This window comes from Bacteroides sp. AM10-21B (assembly GCF_003472565.1).
Lineage (GTDB): Bacteria > Bacteroidota > Bacteroidia > Bacteroidales > Bacteroidaceae > Bacteroides > Bacteroides propionicigenes.
The window spans coordinates 46,450-60,929 of record NZ_QRME01000002.1 but is presented as its reverse complement, the minus strand read 5'-3'; the positions used below and the strand labels follow the sequence as shown (position 1 = coordinate 60,929).

The following is a 14,480-nucleotide window of genomic DNA, read 5'->3' as shown; positions in this document are numbered from 1 at the left end:
ATATACTTGAGGAAGCGTGCTTTTTTGTTCTTTACGAAGACTAATCGCTTTTAAGCTGGAGTATCTTGCGTGTTCTGAATGAAAGAAGTATATTTGTCTCTCAATCATATAATAATGTATAGCAATATGGAAAATCAAGAGAATAATAACGGACAATTGCAAGTCGAATTGAAAGAAGAAGTGGCCCAAGGCACGTATGCTAACCTTGCCATTATCACTCATTCTAGTTCAGAGTTTATTATGGATTTTGTACGGGTAATGCCGGGGATGCCCAAAGCCGGAGTGCAGTCGCGTATTGTGCTGGCACCTGAACATGCCAAACGTCTGCTGCGTGCGCTCGAAGAAAATATAGGTAAATACGAACGTGCTTTCGGTCCTATCCGTATGCCGGACGAGCAACCCTTTCCTCCGTTGCCCAACATCAAGGGTGAAGCATAAAACCAAAAAAAAACTTGTAGTGCATTGATTATTCAAAACTTATTAGTATCTTTGCAGCCCAAAAGTGTATAGTTTTGAATTAATATAAACAATAATATATAACTAAAAACAATTACAATGCCTACAATTCAGCAATTAGTAAGAAAAGGACGCGAGGTTTTGGTAGAGAAAAGTAAGTCTCCCGCCTTGGATTCTTGTCCTCAAAGACGTGGCGTTTGCGTGAGAGTGTATACAACCACTCCGAAAAAACCGAATTCAGCTATGCGTAAAGTAGCTCGTGTACGTTTGACTAACGGTAAAGAGGTGAACTCTTATATTCCGGGAGAAGGCCATAATTTGCAAGAGCACTCAATCGTATTGGTACGCGGTGGTCGTGTGAAAGACCTTCCGGGTGTGCGTTATCACATCGTTCGTGGTACTTTGGATACCGCGGGTGTGGCCAATCGTACTCAAAGACGTTCCAAATATGGCGCTAAACGTCCGAAACCGGGGCAGGCAGCTCCCGCTAAGAAGAAATAATTGAAGCGGCCGAAACTTATAAACAGTAAAATTAAAAGTAATAACTTACGTTTTAGTTTGTTGGAAATGCTAAAGGTTGAGTAAACACTCCGGAGGGAGAGTTGAAGAAGACAGAAGTAAACAACCAAGAACGAAAAACATTATTCTTTCAGACAAATGAGAAAAGCAAAACCTAAAAAACGTATTATCCTTCCGGATCCCGTTTTTAATGATGTGAAAGTTTCCAAGTTCGTGAACCACTTGATGTATGACGGAAAGAAGAATACCTCTTATGAAATCTTCTACGCCGCTTTGGAAACAGTGAAGAATAAAATGCAGAATGAAGAGAAATCTGCTCTTGAAATCTGGAAAAAAGCTTTGGACAACGTTACCCCTCAAGTGGAAGTGAAGTCTCGCCGTGTGGGTGGAGCTACTTTCCAAGTTCCTACTGAAATTCGCCCTGACCGCAAGGAATCAATCTCAATGAAGAACTTGATTATCTTTGCACGCAAGCGTGGTGGTAAGTCTATGGCTGACAAGCTGGCAGCTGAAATCATGGACGCTTTTAATGAACAAGGCGGTGCTTTCAAACGTAAAGAAGATATGCACAGAATGGCTGAAGCTAACCGTGCATTTGCCCATTTTAGATTCTAATACTATAAGAGACTAACCAATCGAAGATTAAAAACTTAAAGTAAAAGGAATTAGAAAATGGCAAAGAATGATTTACATTTGACACGTAATATCGGTATCATGGCTCACATCGATGCCGGAAAGACAACAACCTCTGAACGTATTTTGTTTTATACGGGTTTGACCCACAAAATCGGTGAGGTACACGATGGTGCCGCTACAATGGACTGGATGGAGCAAGAGCAAGAACGTGGTATCACTATTACTTCTGCTGCTACTACTACTCGTTGGAAATATGCCGGTGATACTTATAAAATCAATTTGATTGATACTCCGGGACACGTTGACTTTACCGCTGAGGTAGAACGTTCTTTGCGTATTCTTGACGGTGCCGTTGCTGCTTATTGTGCAGTAGGTGGCGTTGAACCGCAATCTGAAACCGTTTGGCGTCAGGCTGACAAATATAACGTACCACGTATCGCTTACGTTAATAAAATGGACCGTTCAGGTGCGGACTTCTTTGAGGTTGTTCGCCAGATGAAGGACGTTTTAGGCGCTAATCCTTGTCCTATTGTTGTACCTATTGGTGCTGAGGAATCTTTCAAAGGCTTGGTAGACCTTATCAAAATGAAAGCTATTTACTGGCATGATGAAACTATGGGTGCTGACTATACAGTAGAGGAAATTCCTGCTAACTTGGTAGACGAAGCTAACGAATGGAGAGATAAAATGCTCGAAAAAGTGGCTGAATTTGACGATGCTTTGATGGAGAAATATTTCGATGATCCTTCTACTATCACGGAAGAAGAAGTGTTGAGAGCTCTCCGCAACGCTACAGTGCAAATGGCTGTCGTTCCTATGCTGTGTGGCTCTTCATTCAAGAACAAGGGTGTGCAGACACTGCTTGATTATGTTTGCGCATTCTTACCTTCTCCGCTGGATACAGAAAATGTTGTTGGTACAAACCCCGAAACCGGTGCTGAAGAAGATCGTAAACCGAGTGAAGATGAAAAGACTTCTGCTTTGGCATTCAAAATTGCAACAGACCCGTATGTAGGCCGTTTGACTTTCTTCCGCGTTTACTCCGGTAAGATCGAGGCTGGTTCTTATATCTATAATTCTCGTTCTGGCAAGAAAGAGCGTGTTTCTCGTTTGTTTCAGATGCACTCAAATAAGCAAAATCCTGTTGAGGTGATTGGAGCTGGTGATATTGGTGCCGGTGTAGGTTTCAAGGATATTCATACTGGTGATACGCTGTGCGATGAGACTGCACCGATTGTATTGGAATCTATGGATTTCCCCGAGCCGGTAATTGGTATCGCGGTTGAGCCCAAAACTCAGAAGGATATGGATAAGCTCTCTAATGGTTTGGCTAAATTGGCCGAAGAAGATCCTACGTTTACAGTTAAGACTGACGAGCAAACAGGTCAAACTGTTATCTCCGGTATGGGTGAGCTTCACTTGGATATCATCATCGACCGTCTGAAACGTGAGTTCAAGGTTGAATGTAATCAAGGTAAACCTCAGGTTAACTATAAGGAGGCTATTACGAAGACTGTTAACTTACGTGAGGTCTACAAGAAACAGTCTGGTGGTCGTGGTAAGTTTGCTGATATCATCGTAAACATTGGTCCGGTTGATGAGGACTTTACTCAAGGTGGTTTGCAGTTTGTTGATGAAGTGAAGGGTGGTAACATTCCTAAGGAATTCATTCCGTCTGTACAGAAAGGTTTCACAACAGCAATGAAGAATGGTGTGTTGGCCGGCTATCCGCTGGATTCATTGAAGGTAACTCTGCTTGATGGCTCTTTCCATCCAGTTGACTCTGACCAGTTGTCATTTGAGATCTGTGCTATTCAGGCGTATAAGAACGCTTGTGCTAAGGCAGGTCCGGTATTGATGGAGCCTATCATGAAACTGGAAGTTGTTACTCCGGAAGAAAATATGGGTGATGTTATCGGTGACTTGAACAAGCGCCGTGGTCAGGTGGAAGGTATGGAATCAAGCCGTTCCGGTGCTCGTATCGTGAAGGCAATGGTTCCCCTGGCAGAAATGTTCGGTTACGTAACAGCACTGCGTACTATTACCTCTGGTCGTGCAACTTCTTCAATGGTATATTCTCACCATGCTCAGGTTTCTAACTCTATTGCCAAGGCAGTATTGGAAGAAGTAAAAGGTCGCACAGACTTAATCTAAAAATAACTAAAGTCCGTAGGTTAGCGAATGACTCTTAACCTACGGAACTTTATCTTATATAATAACACTATTAATAATTAAGACAGTAATGAGTCAAAAAATTAGAATCAAACTGAAATCTTACGACCACAACTTGGTTGACAAGTCAGCTGAGAAGATTGTAAGAACGGTGAAGACAACGGGCGCCATCGTTAGCGGTCCAATTCCTCTTCCTACGCATAAGCGTATCTTTACCGTAAACCGTTCGACTTTCGTTAACAAGAAGTCACGTGAACAATTTGAACTCTCTTCTTACAAGAGATTGATTGACATCTATAGCTCAACAGCTAAGACAGTAGATGCTCTGATGAAGTTGGAGTTACCGAGTGGTGTGGAAGTAGAAATCAAAGTGTAAGTATTAAAAAATTAGTGAAATGCCAGGATTATTAGGAAAAAAAATCGGAATGACATCCGTTTTCAGTGCCGAGGGTAAGAATGTACCATGCACTGTTATCGAAGCAGGTCCTTGTGTTGTTACTCAAGTGAAAACTGTAGAAAAGGATGGCTATAAAGCTGTTCAGTTGGGTTTCCAAGATAAAAAGGAAAAGCACACTACAAAGCCCCTTATGGGTCACTTTAAGAAAGCTGGAGTAACTCCCAAGAAACACTTGGCTGAGTTCAAAGAATTTGAGACAGAATTGAATCTGGGTGATACTGTTACCGTAGAATTATTCGAAGGCGCTGACTTTGTTGACGTTGTAGGTACTTCTAAGGGTAAGGGTTTCCAGGGTGTTGTGAAACGTCATGGTTTCGGTGGTGTAGGTCAGACTACTCACGGTCAGCACAACCGTGCTCGTAAGCCGGGTTCTATCGGTGCTTGTTCTTACCCTGCAAAAGTATTCAAAGGAATGCGTATGGGTGGACAGCTTGGTGGAGACAGAGTGACTGTTCAAAATCTGCAAGTATTAAAAGTAATCGCGGAGCATAATCTCCTTTTGATTAAGGGTTCTGTTCCTGGTTGCAAAGGTTCAATCGTAATAATTGAGAAATAATGGAAGTTAACGTATATAACATTAAAGGTGAAGACACTGGGAGAAAGATTACGTTAAACGAGTCTATCTTCGGAATTGAGCCCAACGACCACGCTATCTACTTGGACGTTAAACAGTTTATGGCTAATCAGCGTCAGGGTACACACAAGTCAAAAGAAAGAAGCGAAATTAGCGGTTCTACTCGTAAAATCGGTCGTCAGAAAGGTGGCGGTGGTGCACGTCGTGGTGATATGAACTCACCGGTACTCGTTGGTGGTGGACGTGTATTCGGTCCGAAACCGAGGGATTACTACTTCAAACTGAATAAGAAAGTAAAGGCTCTGGCGCGTAAGTCAGCTTTGTCATATAAAGCTCAGAATAATGCTATCGTTGTAGTAGAAGACTTCAATTTCGAAGCTCCTAAAACAAAAGATTTTGTTGTTATGACAAAAAATCTTAAAGTTTCTGACAAAAAGCTGCTTGTAGTTTTACCGGAAGCAAATAAAAACGTATATTTGTCGGCTCGTAACGTGAAAGGTGCCAATGTGCAGACTGTCTCAGGGTTAAATACTTACAGAGTATTGGACGCTGGCGTTGTTGTGTTTGCTGAAAGTGCACTTTCTGCTATCGACAATATCTTAATGTAAAAAGGAGGCTTAAATAATGGGAATTATTATTAAACCGTTAGTGACAGAGAAAATGACAGCAATTACTGATAAGGCGAACAATCGTTTCGGCTTTATCGTGCGTCCTGAAGCTAATAAACTGGAAATTAAGAACGAAGTTGAAGCCCTTTACAACGTTACCGTAGTTGATGTGAATACAATTCGCTATGCCGGCAAAAACAAGAGCCGTTATACGCGTGCAGGTATCATCAATGGACGTACAAATGCTTATAAGAAAGCTATCGTTACGTTGAAAGAAGGAGATACTATTGATTTTTATAGCAATATTTAAAAGAAATGGCAGTACGTAAATTTAAGCCCACAACACCGGGGCAAAGACATAAAATTATTGGTACTTTCGAAGAAATTACTGCACGAGTACCAGAAAAGTCTCTTGTATTTGGTAAGAAATCTACTGGTGGTCGTAACAATACAGGTAAAATGACCATGCGCTACATTGGTGGCGGTAGTAAGAAGATTATCCGTATCGTAGACTTCAAGAGAAATAAGGACGGTGTACCTGCAGTGGTTAAAACAATTGAATACGATCCGAACCGTTCGGCTCGTATTGCTCTGTTGTTTTATGCAGATGGTGAAAAAAGATATATTATTGCTCCCAATGGATTGCAAGTTGGTGCGACTTTGATGTCAGGTGAAACTGCAGCTCCGGAAATCGGAAATGCTCTTCCGCTTCAGAATATTCCGGTCGGTACCGTGATTCACAATATCGAATTACGCCCGGGTCAAGGCGCTGCTTTGGTTCGCTCGGCTGGTAACTTCGCTCAGTTGACTTCAAGAGAAGGTAAATACTGCGTTATCAAGTTGCCTTCTGGTGAGGTTCGTCAGATTCTCAGTACATGTAAGGCTACTATTGGTAGCGTTGGTAACTCAGATCATGGATTGGAAAGTTCAGGTAAAGCTGGACGTTCTCGTTGGTTGGGACGTCGTCCGCGTAACCGTGGTGTTGTTATGAACCCGGTTGATCACCCAATGGGTGGTGGTGAAGGACGTGCTTCAGGAGGACACCCGAGATCTCGTAAGGGATTGTACGCTAAGGGTCTTAAGACAAGAGCTCCGAAGAAACAATCGTCTAAGTATATTATTGAGAGAAGAAAGAAGTAATCTGATTAATTGAGTAAATTATGAGTCGTTCATTAAAAAAAGGTCCGTATATTAACGTTAAGCTTGAGAAAAAAGTGCTTGCCATGAATGAATCAGGCAAGAAAGTGGTAGTTAAGACTTGGGCCAGAGCTTCAATGATTTCGCCTGATTTTGTAGGCCATACTGTTGCAGTTCACAATGGAAATAAATTTATTCCTGTTTATGTTACCGAAAATATGGTAGGACACAAGTTGGGTGAATTCGCTCCAACTCGTACATTCAGAGGACACGCTGGTAACAAGAAAAAATAAAACAGGATTTATTTGAAATAATAAAGTAATAATATAATGGGAGCAAGAAAAAAAATATCGGCTGAAAAAAGAAAAGAGGCCCTTAAGACCATGTATTTTGCGAAATTGCAAAATGTTCCTACTTCCCCCCGTAAAATGCGTCTCGTGGCTGACATGATTCGTGGGATGGAAGTGAACAGAGCACTCGGCGTTTTGAAGTTCTCTTCAAAAGAGGCTGCCGCCAGAGTGGAAAAACTGCTGCGCTCTGCAATTGCTAACTGGGAGCAGAAAAACGAACGTAAAGCTGAAAGTGGCGAGTTGTTCGTAACCAAGATTTTTGTTGATGGTGGTGCTACGCTCAAAAGAATGAGACCGGCTCCGCAGGGTAGAGGTTACAGAATCCGCAAACGTTCAAACCACGTAACGTTGTTCGTTGGTTCTAAAAGTAATAACGAAGATCAAAATTAAGGTAAATGGGACAAAAAGTTAATCCAATAAGCAACCGTTTAGGAATTATCAGAGGATGGGATTCCAATTGGTATGGTGGAAAGAATTACGGCGACTCTTTGCTGGAAGATAGCAAGATTCGTAAATATTTGAACGCTCGTCTTGCTAAAGCAAGCGTTTCAAGAATTGTAATCGAACGTACACTGAAACTCGTGACTATTACCGTTTGTACAGCACGTCCGGGTATTATTATCGGTAAAGGTGGCCAAGAAGTTGATAAGTTGAAAGAAGAGTTGAAGAAGGTCACTGATAAAGATATCCAGATCAATATCTTCGAAGTTAAAAGACCTGAGTTGGACGCTGTTATCGTGGCTAACAACATCGCTCGTCAGGTAGAAGGTAAAATTGCCTATCGCCGCGCTATTAAAATGGCTATCGCCAATACTATGCGTATGGGTGCAGAAGGTATCAAAATTCAGATTTCAGGACGTTTGAATGGTGCGGAAATGGCCCGTTCTGAGATGTATAAGGAAGGAAGAACTCCGTTGCACACTTTCAGAGCAGACATCGACTATTGTCATGCAGAAGCATTGACTAAGGTAGGTCTTCTTGGTATTAAAGTTTGGATTTGTAGAGGTGAAGTTTATGGTAAGAAGGAGTTGGCTCCGAACTTTACACAAAGCAAAGAAAGTGGTCGTGGAAGCAATAGCGGAAACAATGGCGGAAAGAACTTCAAAAGAAAGAAAAATAATCGCTAACGAATTTGATTTTTAGGAATTATGTTACAACCGAAAAAGACAAAATTCAGAAGACAACAAAAAGGCCGTCAAAAAGGTAATGCCCAAAGAGGAAACCAGTTGGCTTTCGGTTCTTTTGGTATTAAGGCCTTGGAGACGAAATGGATTACAGGCCGTCAGATTGAAGCTGCGCGTATTGCAGTGACAAGATATATGCAACGTCAAGGACAGATTTGGATTCGTATTTTCCCGGATAAACCTATTACAAGAAAGCCTGCTGACGTACGTATGGGTAAGGGTAAAGGTAGCCCCGAGGGATTCGTTGCTCCTGTTACACCGGGTAGAATTATTATCGAAGCTGAAGGAGTATCTTATGAAATCGCAAAAGAAGCTTTGCGCTTAGCTGCACAAAAGCTTCCTATCACAACTAAGTTTGTGGTTAGACGTGATTATGATATCCAAAATCAAAATGCGTAAGAAGTATGAAAATTGCAGAAATTAAAGAAATGACTACCAATGACTTGGTAGAAAGAGTAGAAGCAGAAGTGGCTAACTATAGCCAAATGGTTTTAAATCATTCTATTTCTCCTTTGGATAATCCTGCTCAGATCAAACAATTACGCAGGACTATTGCGCGTATGAAAACTGAATTACGCCAGAGAGAACTTAACAATAAATGATGAGCTTGATGGAAGCAAGAAATTTAAGAAAAGAAAGAACAGGGGTTGTGCTGAGCGATAAGATGGATAAGACCATCACTGTTGCAGCCAAGTTTAAGGAAAAACACCCCATATATGGTAAGTTCGTTAGTAAGACGAAGAAGTACCATGCTCATGATGAAAAGAATGAGTGCAATATCGGAGATACTGTACGCATCATGGAAACTCGTCCTTTGAGCAAGACAAAGAGATGGAGATTGGTTGAAATAATTGAAAGAGCTAAGTAATTATGATACAAGTAGAATCCAGACTTACAGTATGTGATAATAGTGGAGCAAAAGAGGCTCTCTGTATCCGCGTTTTGGGTGGAACAGGTCGTCGCTATGCTTCAGTAGGGGACGTGATTGTTGTCTCTGTAAAGAGCGTTATCCCTTCAAGTGATATTAAAAAAGGTGCAGTGTCTAAAGCTTTGATCGTACGTACTAAGAAAGAAATCCGTCGTGCTGATGGTTCTTATATACGTTTTGATGATAATGCTTGCGTGTTGCTGAACAATGCAGGTGAAATTAGAGGTAGTCGTATTTTCGGTCCGGTAGCTCGTGAACTTCGTGCTACTAACATGAAAGTTGTGTCACTCGCTCCTGAAGTACTTTAATTTTGTAAAAGATTTAAGTAATGAGTAAATTACATATTAAAAAAGGCGATACAGTTTACGTAAATTCTGGTGAAGATAAGGGTAAGACTGGTCGTGTATTGAAGGTTCTTGTTGATAAAAAACGTGCAATCGTTGAGGGTATCAACATGGTGTCTAAGAGCACAAAACCGAATGCAAAGAACCCGCAAGGTGGTATCGTGAAGCAAGAAGCTTCTATCCACATTTCAAACTTGAATCCGGTTGATCCAAAAACTGGTAAAGCAACGCGTGTTGGTAGAAAAGTAAGTGCTGACGGCACTTTAGTGCGTTATTCTAAAAAATCAGGAGAGGAGATTAAGTAATGAGTAATACTGCTAGCCTTAAGAAAGAATATGCAGAGCGTATTGCGCCTGCATTGAAATCACAGTTCCAGTATTCTTCTTCAATGCAGGTACCCGTACTTAAGAAGATTGTTATCAATCAGGGTTTAGGTATGGCCGTTGCTGATAAGAAGATTATCGAAGTGGCAATTAATGAAATGACTGCGATCACTGGTCAAAAAGCCGTTGCAACCATTTCTCGTAAAGATATCGCTAACTTTAAGTTGCGTAAGAAAATGCCGATTGGTGTTATGGTAACTTTGCGTCGCGAGAGAATGTATGAATTCCTTGAAAAACTGGTTCGTGTAGCTTTACCGCGTATCCGTGACTTCAAGGGTATTGAAAGTAAGTTCGATGGAAAGGGTAACTATACCCTTGGTATTCAGGAACAAATTATTTTCCCTGAAATTAATATCGATAGTATTACCAGAATTCTCGGAATGAATATTACCTTTGTAACCTCTGCGGAAACAGATGAGGAAGGTTATGCCTTGTTGAAAGAATTCGGTTTACCGTTTAAGAACGCTAAAAAAGATTGATAATATGGCAAAGGAATCAATGAAAGCACGTGAAGTAAGACGTGCCAAATTAGTAGCCAAATATGCCGAGAAAAGAGCTGCATTGAAGCAAATCGTTAGAACTGGTGATCCTGCTGAAGCTTTTGAAGCTGCACAGAAATTGCAAGAGTTGCCTAAGAATTCTAACCCAATTCGTATGCACAATCGTTGTAAATTGACAGGTCGTCCTAAAGGTTATATCCGTCAATTCGGTATCTCCAGAATTCAGTTCCGTGAGATGGCATCCAACGGTCTTATTCCAGGTGTAAAGAAAGCAAGCTGGTAATTTTTGTTTTTAAATATTGTCAGGGTAGTCCTGATTAATTTAATTTATTTTTATATGACTGATCCAATAGCAGATTATTTGACGAGGTTGCGGAACGCTATTCAAGCAAAGCACAGAGTTGTTGAAGTTCCCGCTTCAAATTTGAAAAAAGAAATCACTAAGATTCTTTTTGAAAAAGGCTACATTCTTAATTACAAGTTTGTAGAAGATGGTCCTCAAGGTACTATTAAGGTTGCCTTGAAGTATGATCCGGTTAACAAAGTTAACGCTATCAAGAAGCTGGAAAGAATTTCTTCTCCGGGTTTGCGTCAATATACCGGTTACAAAGATATGCCGCGAGTTATTAATGGTTTGGGTATTGCTATAATATCTACTTCCAAAGGTGTAATGACCAACAAAGAAGCCGCTGATTTGAAAATCGGTGGTGAAGTTTTGTGTTATGTATATTAATAGGAGGAATTAGCAATGTCAAGAATAGGAAAATTACCCATTAGTATTCCCGCTGGAGTAACAGTTACTCTGAAGGATAATGTGGTTGCCGTAAAGGGACCCAAAGGCGAAATGAGCCAATATGTAGATCCTGCTATCAATGTTGCCATCGAAGAAGGCCATGTCGTTTTGACAGAGAATGAAAATGCAATGCTGGATAATCCGAAGCAGAAACATGCATTCCATGGTCTGTACCGTTCATTGGTTCACAACATGGTTGTTGGTGTATCTGAAGGATATAAGAAAGAGTTGGAACTTGTCGGTGTAGGTTACCGTGCTTCTAACCAAGGTAACATTATTGAATTGAACTTAGGTTACACGCACAGTATCTTTATTCAGTTGCCTGCTGAGATCAAAGTAGAAACAAAATCTGAAAGAAATAAGAATCCTCTTATTATTTTGGAATCTTGCGACAAACAATTGCTTGGTCAAGTTTGCTCTAAAATACGTTCTTTCCGTAAGCCTGAACCGTATAAAGGTAAAGGTATTAAGTTTGTTGGCGAAGAAATTCGTAGAAAGTCTGGTAAATCAGCCGGTGCTAAATAATCATTTAAATTGATAGTATTATGACAACAAAAATAGAAAGACGTATTAAGATTAAATATAGAGTACGCAATAAAATTTCAGGTACAACTGAATGTCCGCGTATGAGTGTGTTTAGAAGCAATAAGCAAATCTATGTTCAGATTATCGACGATTTGTCCGGTAAAACTTTGGTTGCTGCTTCTTCTTTGGGTATGATTGAAAAAATGCCTAAGAAAGAACAAGCTGCTAAAGTAGGTGAGCTGATTGCAAAGAAAGCTCAGGAAGCAGGTATAACTACTGTTGTTTTCGACCGTAATGGTTACTTGTATCATGGGAGAGTAAAAGAAGTAGCTGATGCTGCTCGTAACGGTGGACTTAAATTTTAATCATTATGGCAGGACTTAATAATAGAGTTAAGATTACAAACGATATAGAACTGAAAGACAGATTGGTTGCTATTAATCGTGTAACCAAAGTAACCAAAGGTGGTAGAACTTTTAGTTTTTCTGCTATTGTGGTAGTAGGAAATGAAGAAGGTATCATCGGTTGGGGCCTTGGCAAAGCTGGTGAAGTAACTGCCGCTATTGCTAAAGGTGTGGAATCTGCAAAGAAAAATCTGACTAAAGTACCTGTACTGAAAGGTACGGTTCCTCACGAGCAGTCTGCTAAGTTTGGTGGTGCTGAGGTATTCATTAAGCCGGCTTCTCACGGAACTGGTGTTGTGGCAGGTGGTGCAATGCGTGCAGTGCTTGAAAGTGTTGGTGTAACGGATGTTTTGGCTAAGTCAAAAGGCTCTTCCAACCCGCATAACTTAGTGAAAGCTACTATCTTGGCATTAAGTGAAATGCGTGATGCCCGTATGGTTGCTCAGAACAGAGGAGTTAGTATGGAAAAAGTATTTAGAGGATAAGGAGGAAGAATATGTCGACTATAAAGATTAAACAAGTTAAAAGTAGAATTGGTGCTCCTGCTGATCAGAAGAGAACTCTCGATGCACTGGGACTTCATAAGTTGAATCGTGTGGTTGAACACGAATGTACTCCTTCAATTCTTGGAATGGTGGATAAGGTTAAACACTTGGTTACCATTGTTAAGTAATTATTTGTTGAATATAAAACGAATTACAATATGAACTTAAGTAATTTAAAACCTGCAGAGGGATCTACTAAAACAAGAAAGAGAATCGGACGTGGTCCGGGATCTGGCTTGGGAGGTACTTCTACCAGAGGTCATAAAGGAGCTAAATCAAGATCTGGATACTCTAAGAAAATCGGTTTTGAAGGTGGTCAGATGCCTCTTCAACGTCGTGTTCCTAAGTTTGGCTTTAAAAATATCAACCGTGTAGAGTATAAGGCTATCAACTTGGATACAATTCAGAAACTGGCCGAAGCTAAGAATCTGCAGACAGTGGGTATCAACGACTTCATTGCTGCCGGTTTCATTTCTGCAAGCCAGTTGGTAAAAGTATTAGGTAACGGAACTTTGACTGCTAAGTTGGATGTACAAGCACATGCATTCTCTAAGACTGCTGTTGCTGCCATCGAAGCTGCTGGTGGACAAGTAGTAAAACTCTAATTCGATGAGAAAAGCTATTGAAACATTAAAGAATATATGGAAAATTGAGGATCTGAGACAACGGATCCTCATTACCATATTGTTTGTGGCAATTTACCGTTTCGGTTCGTATGTTGTATTGCCGGGTATTAATCCGTCAATGTTGACACAATTGCATCAACAAACAAGCGAGGGTCTCTTAGCCTTGTTAAATATGTTTTCTGGAGGAGCATTCTCTAATGCATCTATTTTTGCATTAGGTATCATGCCTTATATCTCCGCTTCCATTGTGATTCAGTTGCTGGGTATTGCGGTACCGTATTTCCAGAAATTGCAACGCGAAGGTGAGAGTGGTAGAAGAAAAATGAATCAGTATACTCGTTATTTGACGATTATTATTTTGTTGGTTCAGGCTCCTTCTTATTTGCTCAATCTTAAAATGCAGGCTGGTCCTTCCTTAAATGCTTCATTAGATTGGACTCTGTTTATGCTTACTTCTACCATTATATTGGCGGCTGGAAGTATGTTTATTTTGTGGCTTGGTGAGAGAATTACAGACAAAGGAATTGGTAATGGTATCTCTTTAATTATCATGGTAGGTATTATTGCACGTTTACCGCAGTCTTTGTTCCAAGAGTTGATTTCTCGTATGACTGATAAGACTGGTGGTTTGGTGATGTTCTTGATTGAACTTGTAGTCTTGTTAGTTGTCATAGCATTTGCTATTCTGTTAGTGCAAGGCACGAGAAAGATTCCTGTTCAATATGCAAAGAAGATTGTTGGTAATAAACAATATGGCGGCGCAAGACAGTACATTCCTTTGAAAGTAAATGCAGCTAACGTGATGCCTATCATTTTTGCTCAGGCAATCATGTTCATTCCTATTACTCTCGTGGGATTTTCAAATGTAAATAATGCGAGCGGTTTCATACATGCATTAACTGATCATACAAGCTTTTGGTATAATTTGATTTTTGCGGTGTTGATTATATTGTTTACGTATTTCTATACTGCAATTACCATTAACCCGACTCAGATGGCTGAGGATATGAAGAGAAATAATGGTTTCATTCCGGGTATCAAACCAGGGAAGCAAACAGCGGAGTATATTGATGTCATTATGTCACGTATCACTTTGCCGGGTTCTTTCTTCTTGGCTTTTGTTGCCATTATGCCTGCATTTGCTGGTGTATTCGGTGTGAAGGCGGAGTTTGCTCAATTCTTCGGTGGTACATCTTTGTTAATTCTTGTAGGTGTGGTTCTTGATACTCTCCAGCAAGTTGAAAGTCATTTGTTGATGAGACATTATGACGGTTTGCTGAAATCTGGACGTATTAAAGGCCGTAGCGGTACAGTGGCTGCGTATTAATCTTATTTGAAG

The 14,480-nt window shown here is 40.5% G+C and carries 26 protein-coding genes; all 26 read left to right on the top strand.

The window, feature by feature from the left end:
* Positions 1-126: 126 nt before the first annotated feature.
* The 26 genes from DW121_RS02355 to secY all read left to right on the top strand — a co-directional run bounded on the left by DW121_RS02355 (position 127) and on the right by secY (position 14,468).
* Entirely contained in the window at positions 127-438 is a 312-nt protein-coding gene (locus DW121_RS02355; RefSeq protein WP_117710580.1) for a DUF3467 domain-containing protein, read from the top strand.
* Positions 439-555: 117 nt separating this feature from the next.
* Entirely contained in the window at positions 556-957 is a 402-nt protein-coding gene (rpsL, locus tag DW121_RS02350; RefSeq protein WP_004291249.1) for a 30S ribosomal protein S12, read from the top strand.
* Between the two features lie 156 nt (positions 958-1,113).
* Positions 1,114-1,590, top strand: a complete 477-nt coding sequence (gene rpsG / locus DW121_RS02345) for a 30S ribosomal protein S7 (protein ID WP_005656559.1) — start codon at positions 1,114-1,116, stop codon at positions 1,588-1,590.
* A gap of 57 nt (positions 1,591-1,647) precedes the next feature.
* Complete coding sequence (fusA, locus tag DW121_RS02340) at positions 1,648-3,765, top strand: elongation factor G (protein ID WP_117710312.1); 2,118 nt, start codon at positions 1,648-1,650, stop codon at positions 3,763-3,765.
* An 88-nt stretch (positions 3,766-3,853) separates the two neighbouring features.
* A complete protein-coding gene (gene rpsJ, locus DW121_RS02335; protein WP_004291244.1) occupies positions 3,854-4,159 on the top strand; it encodes a 30S ribosomal protein S10 in 306 nt (101 codons plus the stop codon).
* 19 nt (positions 4,160-4,178) lie between these two features.
* The gene (gene rplC / locus DW121_RS02330) at positions 4,179-4,796 is read left to right on the top strand and encodes a 50S ribosomal protein L3 (RefSeq protein ID WP_117710311.1); all 618 of its coding nucleotides are present in this window, start codon (positions 4,179-4,181) and stop codon (positions 4,794-4,796) included.
* Entirely contained in the window at positions 4,796-5,422 is a 627-nt protein-coding gene (gene rplD / locus DW121_RS02325; RefSeq protein WP_117710310.1) for a 50S ribosomal protein L4, read from the top strand. Before rplC ends, rplD begins: the two co-directional genes overlap by 1 nt.
* A 16-nt stretch (positions 5,423-5,438) precedes the next feature.
* Positions 5,439-5,732: a 50S ribosomal protein L23 gene (gene rplW / locus DW121_RS02320; protein WP_087412064.1), complete on the top strand. Its 294-nt coding sequence runs from the start codon at positions 5,439-5,441 to the stop codon at positions 5,730-5,732.
* Between the two features lie 5 nt (positions 5,733-5,737).
* Positions 5,738-6,562 (top strand): 50S ribosomal protein L2, encoded by an 825-nt coding sequence (rplB, locus tag DW121_RS02315; protein WP_009122259.1) that lies wholly within the window; start codon positions 5,738-5,740, stop codon positions 6,560-6,562.
* 20 nt (positions 6,563-6,582) lie between these two features.
* The gene (gene rpsS, locus DW121_RS02310) at positions 6,583-6,852 is read left to right on the top strand and encodes a 30S ribosomal protein S19 (RefSeq protein WP_002558070.1); all 270 of its coding nucleotides are present in this window, start codon (positions 6,583-6,585) and stop codon (positions 6,850-6,852) included.
* 36 nt (positions 6,853-6,888) lie between these two features.
* Positions 6,889-7,299 carry a 50S ribosomal protein L22 gene (rplV, locus tag DW121_RS02305; RefSeq protein ID WP_004291236.1) on the top strand — a complete coding sequence of 137 codons (411 nt, stop codon included), beginning with the start codon at positions 6,889-6,891 and terminating at the stop codon, positions 7,297-7,299.
* Positions 7,300-7,304: 5 nt separating this feature from the next.
* On the top strand, positions 7,305-8,036 hold the full coding sequence (gene rpsC / locus DW121_RS02300; protein WP_004291235.1) for a 30S ribosomal protein S3: 732 nt from the start codon (positions 7,305-7,307) through the stop codon (positions 8,034-8,036).
* A 21-nt stretch (positions 8,037-8,057) separates the two neighbouring features.
* Positions 8,058-8,492 (top strand): 50S ribosomal protein L16, encoded by a 435-nt coding sequence (gene rplP / locus DW121_RS02295; protein WP_005656538.1) that lies wholly within the window; start codon positions 8,058-8,060, stop codon positions 8,490-8,492.
* A 5-nt stretch (positions 8,493-8,497) separates the two neighbouring features.
* Positions 8,498-8,695 carry a 50S ribosomal protein L29 gene (rpmC, locus tag DW121_RS02290; protein ID WP_005656537.1) on the top strand — a complete coding sequence of 66 codons (198 nt, stop codon included), beginning with the start codon at positions 8,498-8,500 and terminating at the stop codon, positions 8,693-8,695.
* Positions 8,692-8,961, top strand: coding sequence for a 30S ribosomal protein S17 (gene rpsQ / locus DW121_RS02285; RefSeq protein ID WP_005656533.1), 270 nt, complete (start codon positions 8,692-8,694; stop codon positions 8,959-8,961). The genes rpmC and rpsQ overlap by 4 nt, the downstream gene beginning before the upstream one ends.
* 2 nt (positions 8,962-8,963) lie before the next feature.
* Positions 8,964-9,329: a 50S ribosomal protein L14 gene (rplN, locus tag DW121_RS02280; protein ID WP_005825700.1), complete on the top strand. Its 366-nt coding sequence runs from the start codon at positions 8,964-8,966 to the stop codon at positions 9,327-9,329.
* A 20-nt stretch (positions 9,330-9,349) separates the two neighbouring features.
* Positions 9,350-9,670 carry a 50S ribosomal protein L24 gene (gene rplX, locus DW121_RS02275; protein ID WP_117710309.1) on the top strand — a complete coding sequence of 107 codons (321 nt, stop codon included), beginning with the start codon at positions 9,350-9,352 and terminating at the stop codon, positions 9,668-9,670.
* Positions 9,670-10,227 carry a 50S ribosomal protein L5 gene (gene rplE / locus DW121_RS02270; RefSeq protein ID WP_117710308.1) on the top strand — a complete coding sequence of 186 codons (558 nt, stop codon included), beginning with the start codon at positions 9,670-9,672 and terminating at the stop codon, positions 10,225-10,227. Before rplX ends, rplE begins: the two co-directional genes overlap by 1 nt.
* A gap of 4 nt (positions 10,228-10,231) precedes the next feature.
* Positions 10,232-10,531 carry a 30S ribosomal protein S14 gene (gene rpsN, locus DW121_RS02265; protein WP_025068793.1) on the top strand — a complete coding sequence of 100 codons (300 nt, stop codon included), beginning with the start codon at positions 10,232-10,234 and terminating at the stop codon, positions 10,529-10,531.
* 54 nt (positions 10,532-10,585) lie between these two features.
* Positions 10,586-10,981, top strand: a complete 396-nt coding sequence (gene rpsH / locus DW121_RS02260; protein ID WP_117710307.1) for a 30S ribosomal protein S8 — start codon at positions 10,586-10,588, stop codon at positions 10,979-10,981.
* A 15-nt stretch (positions 10,982-10,996) separates the two neighbouring features.
* Positions 10,997-11,566 carry a 50S ribosomal protein L6 gene (gene rplF, locus DW121_RS02255; RefSeq protein WP_009122260.1) on the top strand — a complete coding sequence of 190 codons (570 nt, stop codon included), beginning with the start codon at positions 10,997-10,999 and terminating at the stop codon, positions 11,564-11,566.
* A 20-nt stretch (positions 11,567-11,586) separates the two neighbouring features.
* The gene (rplR, locus tag DW121_RS02250; protein WP_117710306.1) at positions 11,587-11,931 is read left to right on the top strand and encodes a 50S ribosomal protein L18; all 345 of its coding nucleotides are present in this window, start codon (positions 11,587-11,589) and stop codon (positions 11,929-11,931) included.
* Positions 11,932-11,936: 5 nt separating this feature from the next.
* A complete protein-coding gene (gene rpsE / locus DW121_RS02245) occupies positions 11,937-12,455 on the top strand; it encodes a 30S ribosomal protein S5 (protein ID WP_005656517.1) in 519 nt (172 codons plus the stop codon).
* A gap of 11 nt (positions 12,456-12,466) precedes the next feature.
* Positions 12,467-12,643, top strand: a complete 177-nt coding sequence (rpmD, locus tag DW121_RS02240; RefSeq protein WP_004291222.1) for a 50S ribosomal protein L30 — start codon at positions 12,467-12,469, stop codon at positions 12,641-12,643.
* Positions 12,644-12,673: 30 nt separating this feature from the next.
* Positions 12,674-13,120, top strand: a complete 447-nt coding sequence (gene rplO, locus DW121_RS02235; RefSeq protein WP_087412063.1) for a 50S ribosomal protein L15 — start codon at positions 12,674-12,676, stop codon at positions 13,118-13,120.
* 4 nt (positions 13,121-13,124) lie between these two features.
* Positions 13,125-14,468, top strand: coding sequence for a preprotein translocase subunit SecY (gene secY, locus DW121_RS02230; protein ID WP_117710305.1), 1,344 nt, complete (start codon positions 13,125-13,127; stop codon positions 14,466-14,468).
* Positions 14,469-14,480 lie beyond the last annotated feature (12 nt).